Here is a 12,670-nt window from a genome sequence, read left to right as displayed (position 1 = left end):
CCGGAAAATCCCTGATCCGGACGGCGTAACCCATGTTCGTCCTGGCAGATTATTGTTACACTGTTGATTGTGCCGTTATCCAGCGGTACGTTATTTGAAGTACGAAACACGTACGAGCGCAGTTCTCGGGAAGGCAACGGATCGATGGTGGCAACCACCCAGCAGACGATTTCACCGAAGCGGTTCCGCGATGATCCGACCGATCTGGAGGCGGCATATTTCCGGTGGATCCAGCCGGGATCCTCGACGTCGGCGATCACGGACCGGGCCGAGCGGATCTTCCGGCAGCACTTGGAGCTGGCGGCCACCCGCGCGCCCGGTTCGGCGACCACGAGGGTCTACCGGCCGGACGACAGCGCCGGGGTCGGCGCCGCGATCCAGATCGTCAACGACGACATGCCGTTGCTGGTCGATTCGGTGACCGCGGCGCTGCGCCGCCTGGGCGCGACGGTCACCGAAGTCGTGCACCCGGTCTTCGACGTCTCGCGGGACGCCGACGGACGGGTGCTGTCCATCGCGCCCCGGGACGGCGTGGCCGAGCCTGCGGGGGAGGCCGACGGGCGGACGCTGCGCGAATCGTGGATCCACGTGCAGCTGGGCGCGGGCCTGTCCGACGAACTGGTGGACCGGATCGAACAAGCCTTGCCGCCGCTGCTGGCCGATCTGCGGCGCGTGGCCGACGACACACCGACCATGGTCGAGGTGCTCAATACCGTTGCCGATCAGCTCGATCAGGCCGCGCAGTGGGCCGGTGACGCGGAGATCCCGCAAACCGCCGGGCTGTTGCGCTGGCTGTCCGACGGGCACTTCACCCCACTCGGCTACGGCTACTACCACTTCCGCCGCTCCGCGCCCAGCGCGAACGCCGACTTCGAGCCGTGGCAGCTGCCCGGCACCGGGCTCGGCATCCTCGGCAACGGCGCCGACGCGGACATCAGCGTGCCCGTGGTGGGCGCGAAGCGCACGGTGCTGCGGATGGCCAACGGCTCGGTCGATTCGCTGCTGCCGGGATCGCGGGACCTGTATTTCATCAGCGTGGCCGATTACGGCGCGAGCGACCCGAGCGGCCGGGCGGCCTGGGGCGACACCGTCAAGATGGTCAAGGGCGAGCACGTCTTCGTCGGCACCTTCACCGTCGCGGGCCTGCACGAGAACATCCTCGACATCCCGGTCATCTCCCGGCGCGTGCTGCAGGTCATCGAATGGGCGGGTTTCGGCCTCGACTCGTTCTCCGGGCAGGCCATGCTGGAGATGATGCAGTCGTTCCCGCGAGTGGAGCTGTTCTCCACCGACGCCCGCAGGCTGTTCGAAACCGTCTCCGCCGTCATGAATCTCGGGCTGCGGCGGCAGGTGCGGCTGTTCATCCGGCGCGATTCGCGCAGCGACACCATCTACTGCCTGGTCTACATGCCGCGCGACCGCTACTCCACCGAAGTTCGTGTGCGCATGGGCGAGATCCTGCGCGAGCAGTTCGACGCCGAGCAGATCGCGTACTCGGCCCGCGCCACCGAATCGGAGCTGGCCGTCGTGTACTTCACCGTGCACCGCAAGCCGGGCGCCGACGCCGCCGACATCTCCGAGGAGAATCGCGAGCGGATCCAGGAGCTGCTGCTGGCGACGACGTGGACGTGGGGCGACCGCCTGGTCGCCGAGGCCGCGGGTGCGTCCGACGTGCCGCAGGCGCTGGTCACCGAGTACGCCGCGGCCTTCCCGGCCAGCTACCAGCAGGAGCACGAGCCCGCGCACGCGCTCAGCGATCTGCGCAGGCTCGAGCGGCTGGCCGACGGCGCGATCGACACCGATCTCTACCGCCAGGGCGACTCCGCTTCCGCCGAATGGCGCTTCACGCTGTACGTGGCGGGCGAGGGTGTCTCGCTGAGCCGGGTGCTTCCGGTGCTGCACAGCCTGGGCGTGGAGGTGGTCGACGAGCGGCCCTACCGCATCGTGCTGGCGGACCGGCCGGACCGCTGGATCTACGACTTCGGACTCCGGGTGACCGCGGCGCCGCTGCGGGAAGCACTGGCCGCCGAGCCCTCGGCGCAACTGGCGCACTCCGTCGACGCCACGTCGCTGCCGGAGACCAGTGCGCGGCGGCGCTTTCCGGACGCGGTGACCGCGATGTGGTTCGGCCGCGCCGAAGTCGACGGCCTGAACGAACTGGTGCTGCGCGCCGGTCTGCACTGGCGCGAGGTGGCCTTGCTGCGTGCCTACGCGAAGTATCTCCAACAGGCCGGATTCGCCTACACCTTCGGAAACATCACCCGTGTGCTGCTCACGCATCCGGCGACCGCGCGGTCGTGCATCGACCTGTTCGCCGCGTACTTCGACCCGGACGGCGTCGGTACGGAGGCCACCGACCGGGCAGCGGAGATCGCCGCGCGGGTGCAGAGCGAGATCGACGCGGTGGTCAGCCTGGACACCGACCGCATCCTGCGCGCACTGTTCGGGCTGATCGAGGCGACCTTGCGGACGAACTACTACCGGCGTGACGAGGCGGGTGCCAGGCTGGACTACCTGTCGGTCAAGCTGAATCCGCACGCCATCGCCGAGTTGCCGAAGCCCAAGCCGCAATTCGAGATCTTCGTGTACTCGCCGCGGGTGGAAGGCGTGCATCTGCGCTTCGGTTCGGTGGCGCGTGGCGGCTTGCGCTGGTCGGATCGGTTGGAGGACTTCCGCACCGAGATCTTGGGCTTGGTCAAAGCCCAGGCGGTGAAGAACGCCGTGATCGTGCCGGTGGGCGCCAAGGGCGGCTTCGTGGTCAAGCAACCGCCGACTCCTACCGGCGATCCAGCCGCGGACCGGCAGGCATTGGGCGCGGAAGGCGTCGCTTGCTATCGCACGTTCATCTCCGGCCTGCTGGACATCACCGACAACGTCGACCGCGCTACCGGCGAAGTGCTGCCGCCCGCACAGGTGGTGCGCCGGGACGGTGACGACACCTACCTGGTCGTGGCCGCCGACAAGGGCACCGCGACGTTCTCCGACATCGCCAACGACGTGGCGCAAAGCTACGGCTTCTGGCTCGGTGACGCCTTCGCCTCCGGCGGTTCGGCCGGCTACGACCACAAAGCCATGGGCATCACCGCCAAGGGCGCGTGGGAGAGTGTGAAGCGGCACTTCCGCGAGATGGAGATCGACACTCAGAGCCAAGACTTCACCGTCGTGGGCGTCGGTGACATGAGTGGTGACGTGTTCGGCAACGGGATGTTGCTGTCGGAGCACATTCGCCTGGTGGCCGCGTTCGACCACCGCCACATCTTCCTGGATCCGGATCCGGATGCGGCGCGTTCCTATCGGGAGCGGCAGCGGATGTTCGCGTTGCCCAGGTCGTCGTGGGCGGATTACGACACCTCGCTGATCAGCCCCGGCGGCGGCGTCTACGACCGCTCCGCCAAAGCGATTCCGGTGACGCCGGAGGTGCGCGCGGCACTCGACCTGCCCGCGAGCGTGACCACCTTGTCCCCGCCGGAGATGATCAAGGCCATCCTGCTGGCCCCGGTCGATCTGCTGTGGAACGGCGGTATCGGCACCTACGTCAAAGCGAGCACCGAAACCAACGCCGACGTGGGCGACAAGTCCAACGACTCGGTCCGGGTGAACGCCGACCAGTTGCGGGTCAAGGTGATCGGTGAGGGCGGCAACCTGGGCGCGACGGCGCTGGGCCGCATCGAGTTCTGCCGCAACGGCGGACGCATGAACACCGACGCGCTGGACAACTCGGCGGGCGTGGACTGCTCCGACCACGAGGTCAACATCAAGATCCTGCTCGACGCCGTCGTCTCCAGCGGCGAGCTGGCCGTCGCCGAGCGCAATCCGCTGCTGGCCTCGATGACCGACGAAGTCTCTGATCTCGTGCTGCGCGACAACATCTCGCAGAACTTCCGGCTCGGGATGTCGCGGGCCGACGCGGCGGGCATGTCGGGCGTGCACGCCAGGCTGATCAACGACCTCGAGCAGCGGCGCGGTCTGGACCGCGAACTGGAGGCGCTGCCGACCGAGGCGGAGCTGGCCCGCCGCGCCGCCGATGGGACCGGGCTGACCTCGCCCGAACTGGCGAATCTCATGGCGCACGTGAAGCTCTCGCTGAAGGCCGACCTGCTGGCCGGTGATCTGCTCGACAGCGCGGCGTTCGCGTCGGTGCTGCCCGCCTACTTCCCCGCCCCGCTGCGGGAGCGGTTCGCCGCCGCGATCGGCAGGCACCCGCTGCGGCGGGAGATCGTGGCCACCGTCGTGGTCAACGAGATGGTGGACTACGGCGGGATCACCTACGCGTTCCGGCTCGCGGAAGAGGCCGGGGCGACCACCGACGACGCGGTGCGCGCCTACAAGGCCGCGGTGGAGATCTTCGATCTGCACACGCTCTGGCAGCGCATCCGGGAGACGCCGATGTCCACGGCGGCGCGCAACGAGCTGGAGCTGGAGACCAAGCGCACCTTGGACCGGGCGTCGCGCTGGCTGCTGTCCAACCGGCCGCAGCCGATCGCGATCGGCGCGGACATCGCCAGGTACCGCGACGGCGTGCGCGCCCTGTCCGGTCAGGTGCCCACGTGGCTGACCGGTTACCTCACCGACGATCTCGCCGAGCGTTCGCGGCGCTCGATCGCCCGTGGCGCGCCGCGGGAGCTGGCCGAGGAGGCGTTCGGGCTGATCCATCGCTTCCCGCTGCTGGACGTGATCGACCTGGCCGACATCGCCGAGCGCGACGCCGCGGAGGTCGCGGTGCTGTACTACGCGCTCAACGAGCACTTCCAGATCGAACGGCTGCTGACCGCGGTCGGCAAGCTGGAGCGCGGCGGGCGGTGGCGGGCACTGGCGCGCCTCGCGGTCCGCGAGGACCTCTACGATTCGCTGCGGTCGCTGACCCTCGACGTGCTGACCGCGAGCGAGCCGCAGGACAGCACCGCCGAGAAGATCGCGTACTGGGAGTCGACCAACCGGTCGCGGCTGGCCCGCGCGGGCGCGTCGCTGGCGCAGATCTTCGCCGCCGAGACCCATGATCTCGCGGCGCTGTCGGTGGCGGCGCGGCAGGTTCGCGGCATGGTGAGCGGCGGCGAATCGACGGCCTTGGCGCCGACGGTCGCGGGCTGATCCGGCCGCACGATGCCCGGAGGCAGGCGCTCGGCGTCAGCCTCCGGGCATCGGCGTTCCACAGTCGCCGCAGAACTTGGCGGCGGGCGTCGACGGGGCGCCGCAGCTCGGGCAGTGCCGTGGCTGCGGTGCGAGACGCGCCCCGCAGTTCATGCAGAACTTGGCGCCCGCCGGATTAGCGGCCTGGCAGGCGGCGCAGGTCGTCTGGGCGGTCTCCGGCGCCGCGGCGGGTGGTTGCGGCGCGGGGGAGTGGCCGACCTGATGGCCGATGGCGTTCAGACTCAATGCCGCTCCCAGGAATCCACCTTCCATACCGTGGTGGCCGCGTGCGAAGCCCTGGCTCGCGCCGAGTGCGAGCTCGCCGGCGGCGTAGCGCTGGAAATCACCGGTGAGGCGGATGTACTTGACGTCCTTGGCCAGTCGTTTCAGCCGGTCGGCGTCCTCCGGCGCCAGGCTGATGTCGAAGTTGCCCATGCGCGGGATGCGCAGCCCGTATTCGTAGAGCGCGGTGTTGGTCTGGCGCATCACCGCGTGCTCGATCGGCTGCAGCTGCGCCGAGAGCCCGAGCACGGGCCAGTCGCCGCGCGCGACCCCTTGGGTCACCGCGATCTTCATGGATTTGAGCAGCAAGTCGGCGCACCAGTTCTGCACCCGGTCCTGGTCGGTGAGATCGGCGGTGCCCGCGAGCGCGGTGAGCAGCTCGGCCGGGTCGCGCACGGTCAGGGCGAATTCGCCGAAGACGCGCAGTGTCACCACCTGCTCGCTGACCGGGTCGAGGATGTCGTCCAGCCGGCCGCCGAAACGGATTCCCGGGAACTCCCGCGTGGAGACGAAATACAGTTCGGCGCGGTAGTAGTTGCCGCCGGTGAGGGTGTCGACGAGCGCGCCGAGCACGGGCAGCTCGTCGGCGTCGATGCGGTGGCGGCCCGGGCCCATCGCGGCCACCACGCGCCCGGATTTGACGAAGAGGGCGAGCTGGTCGGCGTTGACCAGCGCGCGGCTGTAGCGGCGGATGTTGACATCCGGCCACTTGTAGACCAGCTGGTTCTTGCGGTCCTCGGGGACCGCGATGAATTCCCGCTCGAACCAGGCCATCTGCGCTCCCTCATCGTCCTATTTGTCACATTGAGCGTACCGATATGCGGTGGCACGATCAACGACTCCCGCGCCGATCGCCGCTGCTCGGACGCTGTTTTTCCAAAGTCTTTGATGTCCAGCGTGTTACAAGTCGCGACTCGCTATTGAACGTGCCGCTATCTAACGGTACATTGAGCGAAGTTATGATCGCCGTCACCTGAAAGGCCATCGCCATGACCACAGTTCGACCACCAGCGGATGCGCCCGCGCAGGCTGCCGCGCTCGAAGACGAGGACTCGGGCTACCACAAGTCGCTGCGCCCGCGTCAGCTGCAGATGATCGCGATCGGTGGGGCGATCGGCACCGGCCTGTTCCTCGGCGCGGGTGGCCGGCTGGCCAGCGCGGGCCCTGGTCTGTTCCTCGTGTACGCCATCTGCGGCGTGTTCGTGTTCTTCATCCTGCGGGCGCTCGGTGAGCTGGTGCTGCATCGCCCCTCCTCGGGATCGTTCGTCTCCTACGCCCGCGAGTTCTACGGCGAGAAACTGGCCTTCGCGGTCGGGTGGATGTACTTCTTCCACTGGTGCATGACCGGGATCGTAGACATCACCGCCATCGCGACATATGTCCATTACTGGGGAGCGTTCGAGGCGATCCCGCAGTGGCTGATCGCCCTGGTCTCCCTCGCGGTCGTGGTGAGCATCAACCTCGTGTCGGTGAAGTGGTTCGGCGAACTCGAGTTCTGGGCCGCGCTGATCAAGGTGATCGCGCTGGTCACCTTCCTGATCGTGGGCACGGTATTCCTCGCGGGCCGCTTCAAGATCGATGGCCAGGTCACCGGGCCGAGCGTCATCGCCGACCACGGCGGGCTGTTCCCGACCGGTTTGCTCCCGCTGGTGCTGGTCACCACCGGTGTCGTCTTCGCCTATGCCGCAGTGGAACTCGTCGGCACCGCGGCCGGTGAGGCGGAGAACCCGGAGAAGATCATGCCGCGCGCGATCAACTCGGTGATCGCCCGGATCGCGCTGTTCTACGTGGGTTCGCTGGTCCTGCTGGCGCTGCTGCTGCCCTACACCGCGTTCAAGAACGGCGAGAGCCCCTTCGTCACCTTCTTCTCGCGGCTGGGTGTGGAAGGCGCGGGCTCGGTGATGAACCTGGTCGTGCTGACCGCGGCGTTCTCCAGCCTGAACGCCGGCCTGTACTCGACCGGCCGCATCCTGCGCTCGATGTCGATGAACGGCAGCGCGCCGACCATCGCGGCGCGGATGTCCCGTGGCGGCGTGCCCTACGTCGGCATCCTGGCCACCGGCGCGGTCGCGCTCATCGGCGTCGGCCTGAACGCGGTCGTGCCGGAGCAGGCCTTCGAGATCGTGCTGAACATGTCGGCGCTGGGCACCATCTTCGCCTGGACCGCGATCGTGGTCTGCCAGTTGCAGCTGTGGCGCTGGTCGCGCACCGGCCGCGCGGAGCGTCCGTCGTTCCGGCTGATCGGCGCGCCGTACACGAGCTTCGCGACGCTGGTGTTCCTGGCCACCGTGGTCTTGCTGATGGCGTTCAGCGACGACCACGTGCAGCGCGGTGCGGTGATCGCGATGCTGGTCATCATGGTTCCCGCGCTGGTGGGCGGCTGGTTCCTCGCCCGTAAGCGAGTGCTGCAGATCGCGGAGATCCGCCAGGGCATCACCGGCCAGTTCCCGGTCCTGGCCGAGCGGCCGCTCCGCGCGACGGCCGACCCGGTGGTGATCCTCGACAAGCCCGACGACGAAGAGTAAGGCAGTATCCGCCCCGGGCCGTTCGCCCGGGGCGGAACTATTCCCAATGCCGGGAACAATACACGCGCGCATCGACAGGCGGCGGACCAGAATGAAACCGCGATTCAACGGCGGGTCTGAGAGGTTCGTATGCCGGAGCACCCCAGCGCATCCGACCGTCCACTTGCGCATCCATGGGCGAATCGGCGCATGCGCGGCACCGAGGTGCCTCGGCGAACTTCTCACCCTTGGGCAACTCGGCACCTGCTCAAGACCGAGGTGCCCCCGCGACTTCCCAATCCGTGGTCGACACCGCGGACGGTCGACAAACGACGTGCCGTCGCCGTCGACTCGGTGCCCAGCGACGGCGGGCCGCCGACCGGCCGCGACGACGGGGGCGAGGAAACCATCGGCACCGCTGAGCGGCTGCTGCTCGGCGCACTCGAGTCCGAATCGGATTCCGGGCGCAGCGCACGCTCGCGCCCGAGCGGGCGAAGATTGGGCGGTGGGCTGGTGTCGATGCCCAAGGTGAGCCCGCTCGATCCGCGCACCGCGGTGATGCAGAACCCGGAAGTGCCCGAGCACAAGCGGTTCTGCTGGAAATGCCAGCAGCCGGTCGGCCGCACCACCGCGGCGGGGCCCGGCGCCGTGGAGGGTGAGTGCGGCCGTTGCGCCTCCCCGTTCAACTTCCGGCCGCTGCTGCAGCCGGGGGAGATGGTCGCCGACCAGTACGAAGTCCAGGGTTGCCTGGCCCACGGCGGACTCGGATGGATCTACCTGGCGGTCGATCGCAACGTCAGCGATCGCTGGGTGGTGCTGAAGGGGTTGCAGAACCCGCTCGACTTCGAGGCGCATGTCGTCGCCCTCGCCGAACGCCAATTCCTCTCGGAGGTGGCGTATCCCGGCATCGTCAAGATCCACAACTTCGTCAAGCACCGTTCCGGGCGCGACGTGGCCGACGGTTACATCGTCATGGAGTACGTCGGCGGGCGTTCGCTCAAGCGGATGCTGGACCTGCGTGCGCCGGAACGGATTCCGGTCTCCGAGGCGATCGCCTTCATGATGGAGATCCTGCCCGCGCTGGACTATCTGCACTCGTTCGGGCTGGCCTACAACGATCTCAAGCCCGACAACATCATGGTCAGCGAGGACGAGGTCAAGCTGATCGATCTCGGCGCGGTGGCCGCGATGGAGTCCTACGGCAGCATCTACGGCACCCCGGGTTATCAAGCGCCCGAGATCACCGAGACCGGGCCCACCGTCGCCTCGGACATCTATACCGTCGGACGAACGCTGGCCGCGCTGGTGCTGGACATGCCCAAGAACGCCGACGGACACCAGCTGCCCGGCATCCCGTCGCCGGACGACGAGCCGCTGTTGCGCGACTATCCGGCGCTGTACCGATTGCTGTGCCGTGCCACCGATCCGGATCCCAAACGTCGCTTCCCGACCGCCTACGCGATGTACGGCCAGCTCGCCGGCGTCCTGCGCATGGTGCTCGCCTACGACACCGGTAAGGAACATCCGCAGGCGTCGCTCGAATTCGGTGCCATGCGCGGCGATTTCGGCATCGAGACGTTGATCGGGCAGACCGACGGGATGACCGACGGCCGGCACCGCCTGCCCGCGCTGGACGCGCCGAGCGTCGTCGCGGCCCTGCCGGTGCCGCTGATCGACGGCGAGGACCCCAGCGCCGATCTGCTGTCCACGCTGCTGCACGGCGATCCCAGGCACGCGCTGGACGCGCTGCGCCGCACCGCCGACCGGATCGTCTCCGGGACCATTCCGGAGCCGGAGACGTTCGAACTGGAGGGCACGCTGACCGCGGTCCGCGCCCACCTGGACCTGGGCGAGGTGGTGCCGGCCTGCGATCGGCTCGCCGACCTGCGGCCGGACTACGGCACGGATTGGCGGCTGGAGTGGTATTCGGCCGTCGCGGCCCTACTGGACGGGCAGTACGAACGCGCCTACGAGTACTTCGACCTGGTGCACGGCATGCTGCCCGGTGAGATCGCCCCGGCCCTGGCGCTGGCGGCCACCGCGGAGCTGACCCTCCAGCATCTCGGGGACGCCGCGGGTGACCGCTGGCATCGGCTCGCCGAGGAGTACTACCGCACGGTGTGGCGGACCAATCACGGCTTGGTGAGCGCGGCTTTCGGCCTGGCCCGCAGGCTCGCCGCCGACGGCGGTTTGCTGGAGGCGGTGGAAGTCCTGGATCAGGTGCCGGAGGCGTCGCGGTACCAGAGCGTGGCGCGCATGACGGGATGTCTGCTGCTGGTCTCGCAACCCATCCCGGAGACCACCGAGGCCGACCTGCTCGAGGCGGCCGCGCGGCTGGACGCCGCGCCGGACGAACCGCGGGCGCTGCAACTCCAGGTCATCGTGGTCGGCGCGGCGCTGGAGTGGGTGCGAGCGGGCGGCGCGGCGGCCGATCCGGACGCGACCCTGCTCGGTTTCCCGTTCACCCTGCTGGGCCTGCAACGCGGACTGGAGTCGAGCCTGCGCGCGCTGGCCCGGATCGCCCCGCATCGGCTGCACCGCTACCGCTTGGTCGACCTGGCCAACTACGTCCGGCCGAAGTCGAGGTGGTGACCGGTCTCAGGTCGTGCGCGCGGTGAACATGAAAAGGGCTGGCGCGGCCAGGATCACCAGCAGCCACAGCCAGTTGCCGGTGGTCACCGCGAGCACCACCGAGAAGACCACCGCCGCGCCGGCCAGGACGACCAGGCGAGGCAGCGGGTTGACCGGGGTGATCTCGGCGGGGGGTGGTGTGCTGCCGGGCAGGTCGGCGAACAGTTCCGCCAGCTGCGTCTTGGTGGTCGCGGCGGCGACCGCCGCGCTCAGTTCGTCGAACTCGGCCAGGCTCAGCCGGCCCGTGCCCAGATGGTGGGTCAGCTCGCGCATCGCGCGTTCGCGGTCGGCGAGACCGGCCGGAGTGCCCGCGGATTCACCCATGCCGGAAGGATAGGCGCGACGGCGGAACCGGGCACCGAGGGGATTTCCAGGGGCGGGAAGAAGCGGTCGGCGGGTGTGCGTGGCGAGCTGTTTCCGCCCCGCGCCGCCGATGTTTGCTGTTATGTCGCTGGAGACCGGTCGGTCGCCCCGACAATGGCCGCGCACCGGCGGTCGCTCCGTGTTGCGATGTGGTTTCCTTGAGGTATGACTGCGGGTGTGGAGTACACGATCGACGAGCTGGCGCGGGAGGCCGGTACGACCGTGCGCAGCCTGCGCGTCTATCACGAACGCGGTGTGCTGCCGCCCCCGCAGGTGAAGGGGCGTACCGGGTTCTACGGCGCCGACCACCTCAATCGGGTGCGGACCATCAGCAGGTTGCTGGACCGCGGGATCAAACTCAACGGCATCAAGGAATTGCTCAACGCCTGGGATCGCGGCGACGATCTCGGAGACATCCTCGGCGTCGCCGAACCGGATGTGACCGAGGCGCCCGTCGTCGACGCGGGCGACACGATCGCGGCGACCGAACTGGCCGAGCTCTATCGCGACGTGCCCAACGGCCTGGCCCGGGTCGTCGCCGCGGGTCTGTACGAGCCCGTCGACGCGGCGACCTACCGGATCGCGGATCGCCGCCTGGCGCACAGCCTCGATCAGCTGACCGCCGCCGGCGTTCCGGCCGACGAGGTGCTCGGCGAGCTGGAGAAGCTGCGCGCGGACGCGGAGCGCATCGCCCGGCGTTACGTGGACCTGTTCCGGCGAACCGTTTGGGCGTCGTTTCAGGCGTCCGATCGCGGCCCGGCACAGTCCGCCGAACTCGCGCAGCGGTTGGCGGCGACCAAGGCCATCCCCGCGGAGACCGCTGCCGAACTCGTGAACCGGCTCGTCGCAAGGTATCTCGACCAGGACGCCGAGCTCAGCGACGCGTTGCCGGAGGGCTGATCGTGCGGCGCGTATCCCGCCTGGTCGAAGTGTTTACGTTTCAGATTCCCATAGTTGGTGATACGTAGCAGTAACGTGCCGTTGTTCAACGGTATATTGGGCGACATCCGGCGCGCGTTCGCGGCGCCGCGAACCTACCTACGCTCGCCTACTTAGGTATGTCTCAGGCAACCTACCGATGCGCCGAAGTGTCGCTCCCCCCGACAATCTGGAAGTCGCACAAGGGCAGCAGATGGGTGTGGGCACATGGGAAGCGTGACACTGTGGATGCAGATGTCGCTCGACGGCTTCGCGGAGGGGCCGGATCAGGAGATCCACTGGCCGGTGGTGGACGAGGAACTGTGCGAGTCGTTCCTCGACGAATTACGCTCGGCCGACCTGTTCCTCTACGGCCGCAAGACCTACGAGATCATGGCGTCGTTCTGGCCGACCGCCGACGTGGATCCCGCGATCTCGGAGTTCTACGTGAATTTCGCGCGATGCTGGAAACAGACGCCCAAATTGGTGTTCTCCCGCACCCTGTCCACCGCGAGCTGGAACACGCGCGTGGTCAGGGAGGACCTCGTCGAGGAGATCACCGCGTTACGCGCCCAGCCGGGCTGCGACATGGTCCTGTTCGGCGGCGCGGAGACGGCCTCGGAGTTCATGAAGCACGACCTGATCGATGAGTACCGGCTGTTCGTGCATCCCATCCTGCTCGGTGGCGGGATTCCGCTGTTCCCGACGCCTGCCGTGGTCTCGGGGCTGCAACTGGTCGACGTGATGACCTTCGACAGCGCCGTGGTCCAGATGCACTACCAGCAGATGGCCTCCGCCAGGTAGCAACCGGCGCGGGGAACCGCGAAACGGGGTCCGTTGCCCAG

7 protein-coding genes are annotated in these 12,670 nt (G+C 68.4%); 5 read left to right on the top strand and 2 right to left on the bottom strand.

All coding sequences use genetic code 11. From position 1 onward, the window contains the following. Nucleotides 1-144 precede the first annotated feature (144 nt). Nucleotides 145-5,088 carry an NAD-glutamate dehydrogenase gene (locus QMG86_RS24290; protein WP_281874980.1) on the top strand — a complete coding sequence of 1,648 codons (4,944 nt, stop codon included), beginning with the start codon at nucleotides 145-147 and terminating at the stop codon, nucleotides 5,086-5,088. Between the two features lie 36 nt (nucleotides 5,089-5,124). On the opposite strand, the gene QMG86_RS24285 is transcribed toward QMG86_RS24290, so the two are convergent. Beyond that, entirely contained in the window at nucleotides 5,125-6,183 is a 1,059-nt protein-coding gene (locus tag QMG86_RS24285) for an SPFH domain-containing protein (protein ID WP_281874979.1), read from the bottom strand. A 215-nt stretch (nucleotides 6,184-6,398) separates the two neighbouring features. On the opposite strand from QMG86_RS24285, the gene QMG86_RS24280 reads away from it, so the two are divergent. Together QMG86_RS24280 and QMG86_RS24275 are read left to right on the top strand one after the other, a co-directional pair. Beyond that, nucleotides 6,399-7,934 carry an amino acid permease gene (locus tag QMG86_RS24280; RefSeq protein WP_281874978.1) on the top strand — a complete coding sequence of 512 codons (1,536 nt, stop codon included), beginning with the start codon at nucleotides 6,399-6,401 and terminating at the stop codon, nucleotides 7,932-7,934. Between the two features lie 129 nt (nucleotides 7,935-8,063). Then, a complete protein-coding gene (locus tag QMG86_RS24275; protein ID WP_434086122.1) occupies nucleotides 8,064-10,505 on the top strand; it encodes a serine/threonine-protein kinase in 2,442 nt (813 codons plus the stop codon). 6 nt (nucleotides 10,506-10,511) lie between these two features. Here the strand turns inward: QMG86_RS24275 and QMG86_RS24270 are convergent, their stop codons facing one another. Continuing rightward, complete coding sequence (locus QMG86_RS24270; protein WP_281874976.1) at nucleotides 10,512-10,868, bottom strand: DUF1707 SHOCT-like domain-containing protein; 357 nt, start codon at nucleotides 10,866-10,868, stop codon at nucleotides 10,512-10,514. A gap of 204 nt (nucleotides 10,869-11,072) precedes the next feature. Here QMG86_RS24270 and QMG86_RS24265 point away from each other — a divergent pair, with 204 nt between their 5' ends. Together QMG86_RS24265 and QMG86_RS24260 are read left to right on the top strand one after the other, a co-directional pair. Beyond that, nucleotides 11,073-11,807: a MerR family transcriptional regulator gene (locus tag QMG86_RS24265; RefSeq protein WP_281874975.1), complete on the top strand. Its 735-nt coding sequence runs from the start codon at nucleotides 11,073-11,075 to the stop codon at nucleotides 11,805-11,807. Nucleotides 11,808-12,053: 246 nt separating this feature from the next. Continuing rightward, complete coding sequence (locus QMG86_RS24260; protein WP_281874974.1) at nucleotides 12,054-12,629, top strand: dihydrofolate reductase family protein; 576 nt, start codon at nucleotides 12,054-12,056, stop codon at nucleotides 12,627-12,629. Nucleotides 12,630-12,670 lie beyond the last annotated feature (41 nt).

Origin of the sequence: Nocardia sputorum (genome assembly GCF_027924405.1) — a bacterium.
Lineage (GTDB): Bacteria > Actinomycetota > Actinomycetes > Mycobacteriales > Mycobacteriaceae > Nocardia > Nocardia sputorum.
The sequence above is the reverse complement of the archived record's forward strand: the minus strand, read 5'-3'. Positions and strand labels throughout refer to the sequence as shown.